Source organism: Enterocloster aldenensis, from assembly GCF_003434055.1.
Taxonomy (GTDB): domain Bacteria; phylum Bacillota; class Clostridia; order Lachnospirales; family Lachnospiraceae; genus Enterocloster; species Enterocloster aldenensis.
Genome location: NZ_QVEX01000007.1, coordinates 124657 through 142674, shown reverse-complemented (window position 1 = coordinate 142674; position 18018 = coordinate 124657). Strand labels below are relative to the sequence as shown.

Here is an 18018-nt window from a genome sequence, read left to right as displayed (position 1 = left end):
GAATAATCATTATCAGTATATCACAGCTTATCCTGCCATAATAGTTCTTTTATCTTTATATTTATTACAAATTCCACGATATCCGTTTAGGAATACCGGTATGCCTTTTTCATACCTACCCATATATGGCAAACCATGCTATCATATAGTTGTTAAAGAAATAACAAATCAATTAAATTTTTAACATATACTGGGAGGTATTATCATGAGATTTACATTACCTAGGGATTTGTATCACGGCAAGGATGCAATTGAAGCATTAAAGACACTGACAGGAAAGAAAGCCTTTGTTGTTGTGGGCGGCGGTTCCATGAAGCGTTTCGGGTTCCTGGACAAGGTTGTGGACTACCTGAAGGAAGCAGGCATGGAAGTAGAGCTGTTCGAAGGCGTTGAGCCAGATCCTTCTGTTGAGACTGTCATGAAGGGCGCAAAAGCCATGGAGGCGTTCCAGCCTGACTGGATTGTTGCCATGGGCGGCGGTTCCCCCATTGATGCTGCCAAGGCCATGTGGGCATTCTATGAGTACCCGGATACGTCCTTTGACGATTTAATCATACCGTTTAACTTCCCAACCCTGCGCACCAAGGCAAAATTCTGTGCGATTCCTTCCACCTCCGGCACTGCCACGGAAGTGACCGCATTTTCCGTCATCACTGATTACAGCAAGGGAATCAAATATCCTCTTGCAGATTTCAACATCACGCCTGATGTGGCAATCGTTGACCCGGCCCTGGCTGAGACCATGCCGAAGAAGCTGACCGCCCACACGGGAATGGATGCCATGACACATGCCATCGAGGCATATGTGTCAACCCTTAACTGCGAGTATACGGACCCGTTAGCTCTCCATGCCATCGAGATGATTAACGAGTATCTGATACCATCTTATAACGGTGATATGGAAGCCCGTGATAAGATGCACGATGCACAGTGTCTGGCCGGAATGGCATTTTCCAATGCTTTGCTTGGAATCGTCCACTCCATGGCCCATAAGACCGGTGCAGCATATTCAGGCGGCCACATTGTTCACGGTTGTGCAAATGCAATGTACCTGCCAAAGGTTATTAAATATAACTCCAAAGAACCTGAGGCCGCTGCAAGATATGCTAAGATTGCCAGATTCATCAACCTGACCGGCAATACGGACGAGGAACTGACCGATGCCCTCATTGCACGTATCCGTGAAATGAACAAGGCCCTGGACATTCCTACCTGCATCAAGGACTATGAAGGCGGAATCATCGATGAGAAAGAATTCATGGATAAGCTGCCCACTGTTGCAGAACTGGCTGTAGGCGATGCCTGTACGGGCTCCAACCCAAGGGCCATCACTCCTGCTGAAATGGAACAGCTGCTGAAATGCTGCTTCTATGATGAGGAAGTCACATTCTAATGCCCCCTAACGTGTTAGAGATATCTCTAATACACTCCAAATAAACGGTTTGTTTTTACTGCCCGGAAAGGGAGTGCTGCCAAATGGCTGTTTCAGCCATGAAGCAGCGCTCCTTTTCCCTATTTGCTGATAAGAACCATGAACCCATATGGTTCCATTGTAAAGGTCCCTTCCTCCAGAACCATTTCCCGTCCTTCATAATTTTCCAATAAGACCTTAAAGTCCTTCCACTGTCCGGACGTCTTGATGGTCTGCCTCTTCCCATCCAGATTACAGAGCACCACAAGCTGCTGTTCCCCAAGAATCCTCTGGTAAGCCAGCACCATATCCGTTCCTGTCTCCAAAAACGAAATCCCGCCTTCTGCAATCACCGGATATGTTTTTCTCATGGCAATCAGCTTCTTATAAAAAGCAAGAATGGAATCCTTGTCCTTTTGCTGGGCTTCCACCGTAATCTCTTTTCTAAACCGGGCAGACATGGAAAGCCACGGCGCTGCTTCAGAAAATCCGCCATACCGTTCCCCGTTCCACTGCATGGGGGTCCTGCTGTTGTCCCGGGACCTGGCTGCTAAGGTTTCCAGCGCTTCTTTCTCCGTCTTTCCCTGATCCAGCAGAATCTGATAATAATTCAGGCTTTCTACATCCCGGTACTGCCCGATGGAGGGATAATGGGCATTCAGCATCCCAATCTCTTCCCCCTGATAGATATATGGGGTCCCGCGCATAAAATGAATCATGCCTGCCAGCATTTTTGCTGATTCCTTCCAATAAACGGTTTCATCCCCCAGCCTGCTTACAATCCTGGGCTGGTCGTGGTTACACCAAAACAGTGCGTTCCAACCATGCCCTTTTTGCATCTGCGTCTGCCATTCCACGAAAAGTTCCTTTAATTTCTTATAATCCGCAGGCATGAGCGCCCATTTATCCCCATCTTTATAATCCACTTTCAGATGGTGGAAATTAAAGCACATGGAGAGTTCTTTTTCTTCCGGCGCGGAATACCGGATACAGTGTTCAACGGATGTTGAGGACATCTCGCCCACGGTCATGAAATCCTCAATCCCAGCATCCCTTACCAATTCTTTCAGATACCCATGGATATGGGGACCGTCACTGTAGAACCTGCGTCCGTCCCCTTCAAGATCATCTTCCATGTGCTCTGGTTTGGAAACCAGATTAATCACATCAAAGCGGAACGCCTGAATGCCTTTCTTTTTCCAGAACCGAAGGATTTCCTTTAATTCTTCCCGGACTTCTGGATTATCCCAGTTTAAATCCGCCTGGGTCACATCGTATAACCGGAGATACCATTTTTTTAGGGATGGCACATATTCCCATGCCGGGCCGCCGAATTTTGACTGCCAGTTCGTGGGCGGGCAATCCGGCGCCCCATCTTTGAAAATATAATACTTCTGATACCGTTCATCCCCTGCCAGAGCCTTCTGGAACCATGCGTGTTCCGTGGAAGTATGGTTGAATACCATGTCAAGCATCAGACCGATTCCTCTGTCTTCCCCCTGCCTGATCAGCTCCTCCAAATCTTCCATGGTCCCAAACTTGGGGTCAACCGAACGGTAATCCGCCACATCATACCCGTTATCATGCTGGGGGGATGGAAAAAACGGTGTCAGCCACAGATAATCCACGCCTAAATCCTGCAGATAATCTAATTTTTCAATTACTCCGGGGATATCTCCAAATCCATCCCCGTTGGTATCCCGAAAAGATTTGGGATATATCTGATACACTACTTTATTACTAAAATCTGCCATTTTGAGCCTCCCTGTACATCATCTATCTGAACGTTGCCGCTGTATCATTTATCTGAACGTTGCCACTGTATCATTTATCTGAACGTTGCCACTGCGGTTTCATTTTCTTTTACACCCATTCCTGTATGGAACCGGATATCTTTGGCGTTTCCCATATTACTGATGATGCATACCGTAACATCCGGATGGCCTGCCGCCCTGATTTTTGCCCGGTCGAATTTAATCAGCGGCGTTCCCGCGCAGACCTTCTGTCCTTCCTGCACCAGATATTCAAATCCATCCCCATTCATGCCTACCGTGTCAATTCCAATATGCAGCAGGACTTCCATGCCGTTTTCCAGCTTTAATCCGCAGGCATGGCGTGAATCCGGCATCAAAGCCGCAACCTCTGCATCTGCCGGCGCATACAGTGTCCCGCTTTCCGGGATGATTGCCATGCCGTCACCCAGGATACCGGCTGAGAAAACGCCGTCTCCCACTTCGGCCAGGGGAATAGAGGTTCCGGACAAAAATGCGGTTAATTTTCCCGATGCATTGCCCTGTTCTTCCTGCGCTTCTTTTTCACGCAGCACCAAAGCCGCTGCACCTGCCGCTGCGCTTGTGCCTGGGGCCGCGGCAATTTCCGCCAGTTCTGCCGTCCCATTTACAGGAGCTGCCAGCAGGCGCTTCTTTCCCGCGGCCGCGGTCAATATGAATGGGACTGCAAATGCAATCACCATGCAGACTGCAAAGGATGCCATGAACTGAGGCTGGATGGACAGGATACCGGGAATCCCTCCTACGCCAATGGCATTGGCGGTTGTCCCTGTGGCTACGCAGACAACCGCCGCGATGCCGGAGCCGATCATTGCGCAGACAAACGGAAATCCCCGCTTTAAGTTCACACCGAAAATAGCCGGTTCCGTAACGCCAAGGTAACAGGATATACATGCCGGAATATTTACCTCCTGTGCTTCAGGATCCTTTCTCTGCAGCCAGATCATTCCAAGCACCGCGGAACCCTGGGCAATATTGGAGAGCGCAATCATGGGCCACAGCATGGTTCCCCCATAATCCGCAATCAGCTGCAGGTCAATGGCATTGGACATATGATGAAGTCCCGTGATTACCAGCGGCGCATAGATAACACCGAAAACAGCCGCAAATACAACCTTAAAGGTTCCGGTAATCCCGGCAAAAACAAGGGCGGAAACTGCCGCTCCAATCTTCCAGCCAATTGGACCCAGTACAAAATGCGCCGCTATTACCGACAATAACAAACTGCAGAACGGGACAACAATCATGGAGATTACCTGGGGCGTAATCTTCCGGAAGAATTTTTCCAGATATACCAGGGTAAATGCAGCCAGGATTGCAGGAATCACCTGTCCCTGATAACCAATCATATTTACCTGGAAGCCGCCAAAATCCCACCTTGGGATATCTGCTGCCGCTGTTCCCGCAACCGCATAGGCATTCAATAACTGACCGGATACCAGTGTAAGGCCAAGGACAATGCCAAGCATCTGCGTGGTACCCATCTTCCTTGTCACTGACCAGCAGATGCCGACCGGAAGCATATGGAATACCGCCTCGCCAATCAACCACAGAAAACTGTCAATGCCGGCCCAGAACTGGCTGATGTCGCATAAGGCCTTGGTCCCATTTTCAAACAGATAAAGGCTGTCAATGCAGTTTCTAAAGCCAAGGATTAAACCGCCTGTAATGATTGCCGGAATCAGCGGCGCAAAAATCTCTGCCAGCGCAGTGACCATCCGCTGCAGCACGTTCTGGTTTTTCTTTGCCGCCTGCTTCACCGCGTCCTTTGACACGCCTTCAATATCAGCCTCTTTTACAAAATCATTGTAAAAATCAGCTACCGTATTGCCGATGATTACCTGAAACTGCCCTGACTGTGTAAAGCTTCCTTTCACAACCTTCATTGCCTCGATTGCTTTCACATCCGCTTTTCCCGGCTCCGCCAAGGCGAAACGCATTCTTGTCATGCAATGTGAAACTGCCGCAATGTTCTCTCTTCCTCCTACCAGACGCAGCAGCTGTTTTGCGTCTTCCGCGTATTTACCCATACTTTGGTCCCTCCACCTGTTTCTGAACTTGTTTCCGCACTTATCTCTGTACTTATTTCTGTACTTGCCTCGTACTTGTTTAAACATGTTGCTTAATTATGTTATATCACTCTTGTTTAAACATGTCAATATCAATCTGGAATATTTGTTTAAACAAGTTTGTAAATTATATGAATTCTCTTCTATAATATATTGTAACAGTTCCGCCCCCGTTTTCACATCGGATTCATGAACCGTTACAATCAATCCATGGGCAGTCCATAAATGGTCACCATGCCCTGCGCAGGGCGGTCATCCATCTGGTTATACAGGCAGAAAAAAGGAGCTGCTGCTCCATAACCAAGTAAGCTACTCAGCTATTTCACAACAGCCCCTTTTTCACATCCCGGAATACTGTTTTACCGGCTTACCAGGAGCCGTTCCATATACCTCAGATATCCGCACAGCCCAATCACCAGGAATACTTCCAGGATGCTGGTGATAAAACCTGCCCGCAAAAGGAGCATACATGCGCATGCAGCCATAAGCCACATGACATTCCAGGCCTGCCTGTACCTTGGCCTGTCCCTGCTGCTGAGGAACCGCAGGAAGCTTACAATACCCAATGTCAGAAGGATGGGGGATAAGAATGCAAGCAGCACGTGCAAGTGGGCCTTTAAGGGATATTGTTCCGGGGTATAGGGAATCATAACCGCTGTAAGGAGAAATGCAGCCGCGGTGTACACCAGGCTTTTCCCGGCCGTGTTCCTGTATCTTCCTATATTAAAGAGGTAACGGACATAGATGCAGTAGTAAATCCCGGTAAAAATACCCCACACGGCAAACAGCAGCTTATGGCCTGACAGATTGCCAAGAACAGAAAGGTTTGTGTCGGTCCAGCTTCCAAGGGATGCCAACAGTACGGTTGCGCCCGGTACTAAATAGATGGTAAAGAGATCGTATTTACCTTTAAACCGTCCTGAAGCGCCTTTCATGGCCCTGGCCTCCTTTATCAGATGTCCCGCCGTATAAACGGCTTATGATTGAATCGGCATTCCCGGACAAAGCAGGTTCTGCCGCTAAAACGGAAACAGGGAGCAGGTCCTTTGTATGGAAGGACTGCTCCCTATCATTATCTGATAAAGATCCTGTTTTTACACTTGAATCATTTTCCTTAAAAGGGTACTTTAATCCATGCCCTTTAACAGCTTCTCCACGCTGGAAAGCTTCACGCACAGGGCAAACAGCTCGGATGCCGTGATTAAATCACCTAACGGAGGATAGGTGGGTGCAATGCGGATGTTGCTGTCCTGGGGATCTTTTCCATATGGATAGGTTGCCCCGGCAGGAGTCATCACAACGCCGGCCTTCTTGCATCTTGCCACGATATCCTTTGCACAGCCCTCCAGGGAATCAAAGGAAATAAAGTAACCGCCCTTTGGCTGGGTCCACTCCCCGATTCCAAGGCCGCCCAGTTCCCTTTCAAGGATTTCTTCTACCGCCTCAAATTTGGGACGGATGATGTCCGCGTGTTTTCTCATGTGCTCCACCATGCCGTGGATATCCCCAAAGAAGCGCACGTGCCTTAGCTGGTTTACCTTGTCATGGCCGATGGTCTGGTTCTTTAACTGTGCCTTGATGTCCTCCAGGTTGTTGTGGGATGTGGCAAGGGCCGCAACCCCGGAACCGGGAAAGCTGATTTTGGAGGTGGAGGCGAACTTGTATACCAAATCCGGATTGCCTGCACGCTTGCACTCTGCCAGGAGTTCAATCAGGTGGTCCTGGTCGTGGTCGTAGAGGTGGTGTACGCCATATGCGTTATCCCAGAAAATCCTGAAGTCAGGCGCTGCCGGCTCCAGCCTTGCAAAACGGCGCACCGTCTCATCGGAGTAGGAATAACCCTGTGGGTTGGAATACTTTGGAACACACCAGATGCCCTTGATGGAGTCATCCGACGCCACCAGCTCCTCCACCATATCCATATCAGGACCCTGGGGAGTCATGGGAACATTGATCATCTCAATTCCAAAATACTCAGTGATGGCAAAATGGCGGTCATATCCGGGAACGGGGCATAAGAACTTAACCTTATCCAGCTTGCACCAGGGAGTGTTGCCCATGATTCCATGGGTCATGGCGCGGGATACCGTATCATACATGACGTTCAGGCTGGAGTTGCCGTACAGGATAACCGTGGAAGGGTTCACTTCCATCATGTCGGCCAGCAGTTCCTTTGCCTCGTCAATCCCTGTCAGCACCCCGTAGTTGCGGCAGTCGGTTCCGTCCTCACAGGTCAGGTCGTCATTGCTGCTGAGAACATCCATGAGCCCCATGGAAAGGTCTAACTGCTCCACGCACGGCTTGCCCCTGGACATATCCAGCTTTAAATCCTTACCCTGCATTTCACGGTACTGTGCTTTCAGTTCCTTGCGTAGCGCAACAAGTTCTTCTTTGGTCATCTCTGCATATGGCTTCATAAATATCCTCCTTGATACCCTTCATTATTCTCTTCGCTCTATTGTAGCCAGCAGGCGTACATCTGTCAGCCACCGATTTACACTTTCGTGCATTGTACATAAGCATACACCAAGTGGGGCTTTCCGTCAATACAAAAATTTCTTATATTGGTGAAAGTTATGCTTATGTTTGGCTTTCCTTTTTGTGTCTTTACTTATAGACTTTCCCTTTGGGATTGTCCGGTTCATCCTTCAGCAGGACAGCAGTTCCTTCACAATCTGGTTCACCATGGCCGGGTCTGCCTTTCCCTTCATGGCCCGCATGGTCTGACCCACCAGATATCCCATGGCCCGTTCCTTGCCCCCATGATAATCTGCCACGGACTGGGGATTGGCTGCAAGCACACGTTCAATGGTACTGCGCAGGGCGCCTTCGTCATTTACCACCTTCAGCCCTTTTTCCTCCACAAAGGCCTCCGGCTCCACATCTTTATCAAAAATCTCCTCAAATACCGTCTTTGCAACCGTCCGGTTAATGTCCCCCTGTTCCACCATCCGGATCAGGGCCGCCAGGTTGGCTGGTGAAAACCGGATATGGTCCGCATCCATCTCATGTTCCTTGATAAGGCGCATGGCCTCCACCATAAGCCAGTTGGACACTTCCTTTGGTCTGCCGCACAGCCTGACCGTTTCCTCAAACAGGCCGGCCATGTGCTTGGAACTGGTAATCAGCCCCGCGTCATACCGGGGAAGCCCGTATTCTTCCATATAGCGGATGATTTTTTCCGTGTGCAGCTCCGGCTGCCTGGCCTTCACGGCCTCAATCCATTCATCGCTTATGACCAGCGGCACCAGGTCCGGATCCGGGAAATACCTGTAATCCTGGGCATCTTCCTTGGAACGCATGGCTTTTGAACTCTCCTTGTTATCATCCCAGCGCCGGGTTTCCTGGACCACCCTCTTCCCCTCCTCCAGAAGTTCAATCTGGCGTTTCCTCTCCCCCTCAATGGCCCTTGCAATGGCCTTAAAGGAGTTCAGGTTCTTCATCTCCGTCCTGGTGCCCAGTTCCAGTGCCCCCGCTTCGCGGACAGACAGGTTCACGTCCGCGCGCATGGAGCCTTCCTGCAGTTTACAGTCAGAGGCGCCCAGGTACTGGATGATCAGGCGCAGCTTCTCCAGGTATGCAATCACTTCCTCCGCATTCCTCATGTCTGGCTCGGATACGATTTCAATCAAAGGCACGCCGCTCCTGTTATAATCCACCAGGGAGCAGTCCTCCCACTCATCGTGGATCAGCTTGCCCGCATCCTCCTCCATGTGGATCTCGTGGATTCCCACCCGTTTCTTTCCCCCGGATACAGTCTCTATCTCCACCCATCCATCCCGGCATATGGGAAGGTACAGCTGGGAAATCTGATAGTTCTGCGGGTTATCCGGATAAAAATAGTTCTTTCTGTCAAACCTGCAGTACTGGTTAATCTGGCAGTTGGCCGCAAGGCCCACGGCCAGCGCATATTCCACCACCTGTTTATTCAGTACGGGAAGGGAGCCTGGCATGCCCGTGCACACAGGACATGTGTGAGTATTCGGCGCCCCGCCAAAGGCAGTGGGACAGGAACAGAAAATCTTGGTCTTGGTGGCCAGTTCCACATGGACCTCCAGGCCGATTACGGTTTCATACTGTCTGCTCATGATCTGGCCTCCTCTTTCCCGGAATGTAAGTCCGGATAGGACATATCCGGCATCTCCCGATTCCTTGTTCTTTCATATGCATAGGCTGCCCGGATGATATCTTTTTCCTTAAAACAGTCTCCAATCAGCTGCAGGCCGATGGGAAGTCCCCTTGAATCCCTGCCGCAGGGGACGCTTATCCCCGGCAGGCCTGCCAGGTTCACGGAAATGGTGTAAATGTCGCCCAGGTACATTTTTAAGGGATCCCTAAGGGACTCCCCAAGGCGCGGGGCCGTGTCCGGGGACGCAGGCGCCAGGATAACGTCATACCGCCCAAAGGCACGGTCAAATTCCTGTTTAATCAGCGCCTTGGTACGCAGCGCCTTCAGATAATATGCATCATAGTAACCGGAGCTTAACACAAAGGAGCCCAGCATGATACGCCGCTTCACCTCAGGCCCAAAGCCCTCGGACCTGCTTTTCTTATACATGCTGTGAAGGCCCTCATAGTCCGGCGTGCGGTACCCGTACTTCACGCCGTCAAAACGTGAAAGGTTGGAACTGGCTTCCGCGGATGCAATGACATAGTAGGCAGGGATGGCATAGTCTGTGAGCTTCAGGTCAAAGTACTCCACCACGGCGCCTTTTTCCTTTAACACCCGGGCCGCGTCCAGCACTGCTTCCCTTACCTCCAGGTCCAGTCCCTCCCCCAGATAACTTTGCGGGACGCCGATGCGCATCCCCTTCACGTCATCCACAAGGGCTGAGGTAAAGTCATAGCTGCTGCGCCTGACACTGGTGCTGTCTTTTGGATCCTGTCCTGCCAGCGTTTCCAGTATGGCCGCGCAGTCAGACACATCCTTTGCCACAGGTCCAATCTGGTCCAGGGATGAACCATAGGCAATCAGGCCATAACGGGACACGGTCCCGTAGGTGGGCTTGATTCCCGTGACGCCGCAAAAGGAACTGGGCTGGCGGATGGATCCGCCGGTATCCGATCCCAGGGCGTAAAAACATTCACCGGCAGCAACCGCGGCACAGGAACCGCCTGAGGAACCGCCCGGAACATGTTCCGTGTTCCAGGGATTCCTGGTAACGCCAAAGGCCGAGGTCTCGGTGGTGCTTCCCATGGCAAACTCATCCATGTTGGTCTTTCCCAGGATCACGGCTCCTGCCTGTTCCAGGTTAAGGACTGCCTGGGCCGTGTAGGTGGGTATGAAATTGTATAATATCCTGGAACTGCAGGTGGTCTTAAGTCCTTTTGTACACATATTGTCCTTCACGGCCATGGGCACCCCGGCCAGGGGGCCGGTAAGGGTTCCTGCCTCAATCTGTTTCTGGACCTGTGCCGCCCGTTTTAACGCTCCCTCCTCATCCACGGTCACATATGCGTGGATGGATGGCTCCAGGTCCTTTATCCGCTCCAGGGCTTCCCGGGCGGCCTCCACGGCCGTCACACGGCCCTCTTTTATCTGCCTGCCCAGTTCAAGGGCGGTTAATTCTGATAATCCCATTCTTCCTGTCCTCCTGATCTGACTCCCTATACGGTCTTTGGAACCTTGAACGCGCCGTCCTTTTGTTCCGGCGCATTGGCAAGGATATTGTCACGGTCATCCCCTCCGGCTGCAACGTCCTCCCGGAACACGTTGCTGACAGGGAATACATGGGTCATGGGTTCAACCCCTTCTGTATCCAGTTCATTCAGCTTGTCAATATAATCCAGCATGCGGCCCATATCCTTTTTGGCTTCCTGCTTCTCTTCCTCTGAAAGTTCCAGCTTGGCCAGGATACCCACATACTCAATGGTTTTGTCATCTATGATATTTGCCATGCTCCATACTCCTTTCTGCTGTGTCTCATGCCTAAGGCGTATCTGAAAAATCATTCCCGCCATCTGCACGCCCTAAGGCTCCAGCCTTGTCACATCACGCGGGAACATACAGGCTTCCCTTACATTCTGTTCATCCAGAAGCCGCATGGTCAGCCGCTCCAGTCCGATTCCAAGACCGCCGTGGGGCGGCATTCCATATTTAAATATCATCAGGTAGGATTCTATATCCTCCGGGTCCATGTCACGTTTCTTCATCTTTTCAATAATCCCATGGTAGTCATGGATCCGCTGTCCTCCCGTGGTAACCTCCAGTCCCTTGAACAGAAGGTCAAAGGTCAGGGTAAACCTAGAATCCTCCGGGTCATCCATTGCATAAAAGGGACGCTTTTTAGACGGATAATGGGTCACAAACACAAAATCGCTTCCATATTCCTCTTTGAAGTAACGGCCGATCAGCAGTTCCTCCTCGGGTTCCAGGTCATATGGGTTGCGTATCTTCCTGCTGTATTTTTCAGACACCAGCTTTTTTGCCTCGTCGAAACGTACCGCGGGAATCCGGCCCACATCCGGAAGTCCTGCCTTCAGTATATCCAGTTCTTTCCCGTACTCCCTGCTTAACAGCTCCATGACATACTGGAGCATGCCGGTCTCCATGTCCATCACGTCTTCAAATCCATCGATATAACCCATCTCAAAATCCAGGCTGGTGTATTCGTTCAGATGGCGGGTGGTGTTATGCTTTTCCGCCCGGAACACAGGAGCTGTCTCAAACACCCGGTCATAAACGCCCACCATGGTCTGCTTATAAAACTGCGGGCTTTGTCCCAGCTCTGCCTTTTTGTTGAAATAGTCCAACTTGAACACGTTGGAACCGCCTTCTGCCCCCCGGGCCACGATCTTGGGCGTGTGTATCTCCGTAAAGCCCTGGCTGAACAGGTAATCCCTGAACCCCCTTACGATTCCCTCCTGGATTTTGAATTTTGCCCGCTCCCTGATATTGCGCAGGGAAATGGGTCTGAAAGCCAGCTTTGTCTCCAGGGAGGTGTTAAGTTTCCATTTGTTCACCGGGATAGGCATGGCGTCCGCTGGGCGGGACAGGATTTTTATGTCCTCCACACGGATTTCAAATCCATGGGGCGCCCTTTCCTCCTTCCTCACGGTTCCCTTTACCTCTGCCGCGCACTCTTCCTTTAGTTCTTTTAGATCCAAGTGTCCCGAAGCGCCTTCACATACGCACTGCACCAGGCCCTCTGCTTTCCTGAGTATTACAAACGCCACCTCGCCCATATGGCGGATGGTGTGCACGGTTCCGTTCATGCGTACCGTCCTGCCCTCATAATCCCCACTGATTACTTCCTGGATTCCCAGGACTTCCTTTTCCCTTATTCCGCTGATAAATTCCATGGTATTCGCTCCTTTCGGAACGTACGGCAGGCAGATACGGATATGATTCCGCTCTACAGATAACCCATACCGGTACGTTCCGGACTGCAACCTGGCGCTGCATTAATCATATTATATTGCAGTGCGCCAGCGACATCCGGTTCCGGGACCTATAAGGATATTACCTGCAATAAAAAACGCCCCGGAACACAGTAACTGCATTCCGGGACGGGATTCCATCCATAAGACATTCCCGCGGTACCACCCGCATTGAGACCTTAACCTGTATGACAGCGCTGCACTGCGCAGATCAGCGCCACTTTTCATAAGGCTTCCGTTCTCCTCTCTTTGCACGTAACGTGTGCAACGGGTATACCTACTGTCAGCCCTGCCCGGGTATGGGCAAAACCGCTTCAATATACCAGCTCCGGAGTGTTCCCTTCGCCCAGTCCTGCGCGGCGGCGCTCTCAGTCGGTGACGCCCCCTTCCTGTTACATTCCTCAGGCAAGAGTCTCTTTCATTGCTTTTAATTATTTATCTACTAAAATAGTACATCAGCATGATAATGTCAAGAACTAAAATTTGTCACTTTTCATTTTTAGAAAATTTGTATATTCAGACGTCCTTTTTCATACATTGGACTATGGAATCTTAATATCATAAAGGAGCATAGCATGTTATCCATGGACGATTTACGGTACACTGCCGATCTTCCCTATCCGCCCATTAAGGTGGAAATGAAAAATCCCGCCTATGCTAAGGCCATGCTGGACAACATCGGAGGCCTTAACTCTGAAATGTCGGCCATCAGCCTGTATGTGTATAATAACCTGATCCTGGAGGAGAAAAAGGAGATTGCCGCCATCTTCCACAAGGTAAGCATAGTGGAAATGCACCACTTGGAAATATTTGGGAAATTAGCATTGCAGCTGGGGGAGGACCCAAGGATGTGGACCCATTATGGCTGCAAAAAGACCTACTGGTCCCCCAGCTACAACCAATATCCCTGTGAACTTCCTGCGCTGATGCACAATGCCATCAACAGCGAAAAGGCCGCCATCAGTAAATACCAGCATCAGATTGCCTACATACGGGACGAGAATATCACGGAAATCCTGCGCCGCATCATACTGGATGAACGGCTCCATGTAGAGATTTTTGAGCAGGTTTACAGGACATATTGCTAACAGCAAAGTTTCTTCATCCTGCCGGATCAGGCATGGCTTATATTGGTAAATTCAGAAATTTCCCGGTTAATGGTACACAGGTCGTCCACATCCATATCATGGATGTCATCGTGGCCCGTAATCCTTGCAAATGTCTTAATCTCATCCAGGGATACATGCAGGAAATTGGCAACCCTCATAGCGGCGGCCTCCTCCGGCAGGCGGCGGCGCAGGTTCCCGTCCTGGGTAGCCACACCCACCGGGCACATGCCGGTGCCGCAGATGCGGTACTGCTGGCAGGCAGCCGCAATCAGGGCCGCGGAGGCAATGGCAACCGCGTCCGCTCCCATGGCCAGGGCCTTGGCAAAATCAGAGGATACCCTGAGCCCTCCTGTAATCACAAGGTCAATGTCAGCCCCTGTTTCATCCAGATACTTCCTGGCGCGGTACAGGGCATATATGGTGGGGACACTGGCTGCATCCCGGATCAGTTTCGGGCTGGCTCCGGTGGCTCCCCCGCGCCCGTCAATGGTTATGAAATCCGGCTCCGCAAACACACAGTACTCCAGATCACGCTCAATCCGGCCCGCCGCAATCTTAATGCCTATGGGCCTTCCGTCCGATTCCTCACGCAGCTTTGCAACCAGCGCCTTTAAATCTTCCTTTGTATCAATCCCCGGAAAACGTGAGGGACTGATTACATCCTGTCCCAGAGGCTTGTTCCTGACCGCCGCTATCTCAGGCGTCACCTTATTCCCGGGCAGATGGCCCCCCATGCCAGGCTTTGTCCCCTGTCCGATTTTAATCTCTATGGCATCCGCCTTCTTTAAGTTCTCCTCTGTCACGCTGTAAAGGTTTGGTACATATTCAAAAATGTACCGGTATGCGGCATCCCTCTCTTCCGGAAGGATTCCTCCCTCACCCGAGCACATGGCTGTGTGCACTGCCGCGCTTCCCTTTGCCAAAGCTATCTTGGTCTCCTTTGACAGCGCGCCAAAGGACATGTGGGAAATATATACAGGATGTTCCAGTACCATGGGCTTTCTTGCATGTTTCCCGATAATGGTCTCTGTCTTAACCGGAGCATGCTCATCTAACGGCATGGGATTTAACTGGGCTCCTAAAAACAGGATGTCATCCCACCCCGGCATGGGCATCTGGGTACCCATGGCGGCAATGATGGATTGGCCTTTTACCGCCATCTCATGAATCTCATCCATATAACGGCTGTCCGTCCCCACCCTTGCATATTCCGGATCATAAGGAAGCGCCTCCCCAGGTACGCGGACCGCAGAAGCCGCGCCTGCCTGTACGGGCGGTGTACCATCCATGTTTGATGCCGCCGGTTCCATCCTGTGATTATGTTCTGCCGGGCCATGCTCTGGCTGAACATGCGCTGCCGGGCTATGCGCTGCCGGACCGGGCGCTGGCTGGACATGCTCTGCCGGGACAGGCCCGCCGGAGGTTCCCTCATCTGACGCAGTCTTCTTTGCCCCGCCGTCAGCCGGCACCATCTTATCAGAAGCCACCCTGCACACAGGACAGACCTTAAGTTCACTGACCTTTGTACCTTCTTTTTCCTCATCATACACTGAACCACAGAACCTGCAACGGTATACTGCCATAACCCTGCTCCTTTCTCAGACCAATCTTTTTAGATTAATAATAGTAATCATTACTATTTAATAGTATCACAGATACTCCATTATGTCCAGCATATATTAGGCAAATATGACCTGTTTTGCAGGCAGACAAAGAATACCTTAACAAGACCGGCCCATGCCATTGACTTTAGCACCTGGAAAATGCTACAATATCTTTCATGCACAAACGAGAAAGGATGTTATTACATGTCACAAGAAAATAAGATGGGCACCATGCCCGTTAAGAGGCTGTTGGTCACCATGTCCCTGCCAATGATCATCTCCATGCTGGTCCAGGCGCTGTACAACATCGTGGACAGCGTCTTTGTATCCATGATTAACCAGGCGGCCCTCACTGCTGTCTCCATGGCATTCCCCATCCAGAACCTGCTGATTGCAGTGTCCGCCGGAACCTGTGTGGGCGTCAATGCCCTTCTGTCCCGCTCCCTGGGGGAAAGGAATGCCAAAAATGCCAACCTGGCCGCTGTCAATGGACTGTTCCTGGCCTTTGTAAGCTTTCTGTTCTTTGCCCTGTTTGGGATTTTCGGGGCGCGTTTCTTCTTTGAAAGCCAGACAGACAACCCTGTTATCATTGAATATGGAATCCAGTACCTGCAGATTGTATGTATTTTCAGCTTTGGCCTGTTCGGTGAAATGATGTTCGAGCGGATTCTCCAGTCCACGGGCCAGACCTTCTATTGCATGATTACCCAGGGCACGGGTGCCATCATCAACATCATACTGGACCCAATCCTAATTTTCGGACTTCTCGGCGTTCCTGCCATGGGAATCCGTGGAGCTGCCGCAGCCACTGTATTTGGACAGATTGTCGCCATGGTCTTAGCCGCCATGCTGAACCACGCCAAAAATAAGGATGTGCGCATCAGCTTTAAAGGATTCTCACCCCACAAAAGGACCATTTCCATCATCTATCAGGTGGGTGTTCCTTCCATTATAATGCAGTCCATCAGTTCTGTGATGACCTTTGGGCTGAATAAAATCCTTATCAGCTTTTCAGAAACAGCCGTAGCCGTATTCGGTGTATACTTCAAGCTTCAGAGCTTTATCTTCATGCCCATATTCGGACTGAACAACGGTATGATACCTATTATTGCATACAATTACGGCGCCCGTAACAAAAAACGTATCATGGAGACGGTACGCCTGAGCATCGGTATCGCAGTGGGCATCATGCTCATCGGCCTGGCCGTATTCCAGCTGATGACACCCCAGCTGCTCATGCTGTTCCAGGCAGATGCGGACATGCTGTCCATCGGGGTACCGGCCCTCAGGATCATAAGCCTCAGCTTCCTGTTTGCAGGCTACTGCATCATCGTGGGCTCTGTCTTCCAGGCCATGGGAAACGGCGTGTACAGCCTGATCATATCCGTTGCCAGACAGCTGGTATGTATCCTTCCGCTGGCCTACTTCTTTGCCCAGGTCTTTGGATTACACGCCGTATGGTACTCCATTCCCCTGGCCGAGATTACCTCCGTGGTACTGAGTTCCATCCTGTTCAGGAAAATCTATGTGGAGAAGATAAAACCACTTGGTGAATAGTTTTGGGAAGAAATATCTTTAAGCTATACCTCATAAATGCCGGAACGCCTGTGAACCCAGGCCATTCCGGCATTTAAGCTTATCTAAACCATGGAAATATGACAAACCGTCATCCGGCCCGTGTCACTGGCCGCCGGCAGCATCCCAGCCAAATCCCGTGCCAATCCTCACTGGGCGCTGTAATTCAGCCGGACCGTAATCACCGCGGTCTTAAACCTTGAGCTGGTATCCAGCACCCCGTCGTAGCTGTATGACTCGGAACTGGAATTCTTTGCCGTAATCTGGAACACGCCCAGGTTGGCGCTCAGAAGCTTTCCGGGGGCTCCGCCTGTGCCTGCCGCCATGATATCAATCCGGTTCTTTGCATTGGCTGTTGCCTTCTCAATTAAATCCAGCTTCATCTCATCCAGCTTTGTGTAATAATACTCCGGCTGTTGGGATTCCAATTCCACCCCCGCCTCAATCAGCGTGGTGATATCCCTGGAGATTTCCTCCACCTTGTCTATGTCATGGGAAGTGACTGTCATGCCCTGTGTCAGGTCATAGCCATCCTGCTCCTCTCCCAGATATCTTCCTTCCTCATCATATCTGGATGTGTAGGTCTGGGAAATGTTGATGGAACTGAATACCATTTCGTCCCCGGCCACACCGTTTTCTTCCAGGTACTTCTTAACCAGTTCCGCATCTTCTTTTATGGTACTGTAAGCGTCCTTGGGCGTGTCTCCGTGGACAGAGAAGCTTCCCCTCCACACAATCAGGTCAGATTCAAAATCACAGCTTGCTGACCCGGTGGCCGTGATTCCGCTTCCCCCTCCTGTTTTCTTGTAGTCCAGCAGACCTCCTGTAAAAATGCTCACACAGGCAACCGCACTGACAGCCGCAATCAAGGCAATTACTAGGGATTTATATTCCCGCATCTGATGTTCTCCTCCTTTTCCATAATTTTCTATACCATGGTTTCAGTATAACATGGCTTTAGGCAAAAACAAGAACGGTTTTCTTAATTATTTCTGGCAAATAACCTACCATCTGGTTGCCTCCTGAACAGTAAATGTGATAGAATAGCCTAATAGTGTAGTCTATGGTATGAGGTGCTGA

At 50.7% G+C, this 18018-nt stretch carries 13 protein-coding genes; 3 read left to right on the top strand and 10 right to left on the bottom strand.

Annotation, left to right across the window (positions count from 1 at the left end):
- Positions 1 to 205 precede the first annotated feature (205 nt).
- A complete protein-coding gene (locus DWX59_RS15815) occupies positions 206 to 1393 on the top strand; it encodes an iron-containing alcohol dehydrogenase (RefSeq protein WP_117560180.1) in 1188 nt (395 codons plus the stop codon).
- 119 nt (positions 1394 to 1512) lie between these two features.
- On the opposite strand, the gene treC is transcribed toward DWX59_RS15815, so the two are convergent.
- The 8 genes from treC to aspS form a co-directional block, all read right to left on the bottom strand.
- Entirely contained in the window at positions 1513 to 3165 is a 1653-nt protein-coding gene (gene treC, locus DWX59_RS15810) for an alpha,alpha-phosphotrehalase (RefSeq protein ID WP_117560179.1), read from the bottom strand.
- Positions 3166 to 3239: 74 nt separating this feature from the next.
- Complete coding sequence (treP, locus tag DWX59_RS15805; protein WP_117560178.1) at positions 3240 to 5231, bottom strand: PTS system trehalose-specific EIIBC component; 1992 nt, start codon at positions 5229 to 5231, stop codon at positions 3240 to 3242.
- 398 nt (positions 5232 to 5629) lie between these two features.
- The gene (locus tag DWX59_RS15800) at positions 5630 to 6205 is read right to left on the bottom strand and encodes a hypothetical protein (RefSeq protein WP_117560177.1); all 576 of its coding nucleotides are present in this window, start codon (positions 6203 to 6205) and stop codon (positions 5630 to 5632) included.
- Between the two features lie 192 nt (positions 6206 to 6397).
- Positions 6398 to 7687, bottom strand: a complete 1290-nt coding sequence (locus DWX59_RS15795; RefSeq protein ID WP_117560176.1) for an aspartate aminotransferase type Ic — start codon at positions 7685 to 7687, stop codon at positions 6398 to 6400.
- A gap of 231 nt (positions 7688 to 7918) precedes the next feature.
- Positions 7919 to 9358, bottom strand: coding sequence for an Asp-tRNA(Asn)/Glu-tRNA(Gln) amidotransferase subunit GatB (gene gatB, locus DWX59_RS15790; RefSeq protein ID WP_117560175.1), 1440 nt, complete (start codon positions 9356 to 9358; stop codon positions 7919 to 7921).
- Complete coding sequence (gatA, locus tag DWX59_RS15785) at positions 9355 to 10851, bottom strand: Asp-tRNA(Asn)/Glu-tRNA(Gln) amidotransferase subunit GatA (protein WP_117560174.1); 1497 nt, start codon at positions 10849 to 10851, stop codon at positions 9355 to 9357. The genes gatB and gatA overlap by 4 nt, the downstream gene beginning before the upstream one ends.
- Positions 10852 to 10877: 26 nt before the next feature.
- Positions 10878 to 11168 carry an Asp-tRNA(Asn)/Glu-tRNA(Gln) amidotransferase subunit GatC gene (gene gatC, locus DWX59_RS15780; protein WP_117560173.1) on the bottom strand — a complete coding sequence of 97 codons (291 nt, stop codon included), beginning with the start codon at positions 11166 to 11168 and terminating at the stop codon, positions 10878 to 10880.
- Positions 11169 to 11240: 72 nt separating this feature from the next.
- Positions 11241 to 12572, bottom strand: coding sequence for an aspartate--tRNA(Asn) ligase (aspS, locus tag DWX59_RS15775; protein WP_117560172.1), 1332 nt, complete (start codon positions 12570 to 12572; stop codon positions 11241 to 11243).
- A 653-nt stretch (positions 12573 to 13225) separates the two neighbouring features.
- Between aspS and DWX59_RS15770 the strand changes: the two genes are divergently transcribed.
- Positions 13226 to 13738, top strand: coding sequence for a ferritin-like domain-containing protein (locus DWX59_RS15770; RefSeq protein WP_117560171.1), 513 nt, complete (start codon positions 13226 to 13228; stop codon positions 13736 to 13738).
- Between the two features lie 26 nt (positions 13739 to 13764).
- Here DWX59_RS15770 and DWX59_RS15765 read toward each other — a convergent pair whose 3' ends face one another.
- On the bottom strand, positions 13765 to 15342 hold the full coding sequence (locus DWX59_RS15765; protein ID WP_117560170.1) for a glutamate synthase-related protein: 1578 nt from the start codon (positions 15340 to 15342) through the stop codon (positions 13765 to 13767).
- Between the two features lie 225 nt (positions 15343 to 15567).
- Here DWX59_RS15765 and DWX59_RS15760 point away from each other — a divergent pair, with 225 nt between their 5' ends.
- The gene (locus DWX59_RS15760) at positions 15568 to 16920 is read left to right on the top strand and encodes an MATE family efflux transporter (RefSeq protein WP_117560169.1); all 1353 of its coding nucleotides are present in this window, start codon (positions 15568 to 15570) and stop codon (positions 16918 to 16920) included.
- 167 nt (positions 16921 to 17087) lie between these two features.
- On the opposite strand, the gene DWX59_RS15755 is transcribed toward DWX59_RS15760, so the two are convergent.
- Entirely contained in the window at positions 17088 to 17837 is a 750-nt protein-coding gene (locus DWX59_RS15755) for an SIMPL domain-containing protein (RefSeq protein WP_117560168.1), read from the bottom strand.
- Positions 17838 to 18018: the final 181 nt, after the last annotated feature.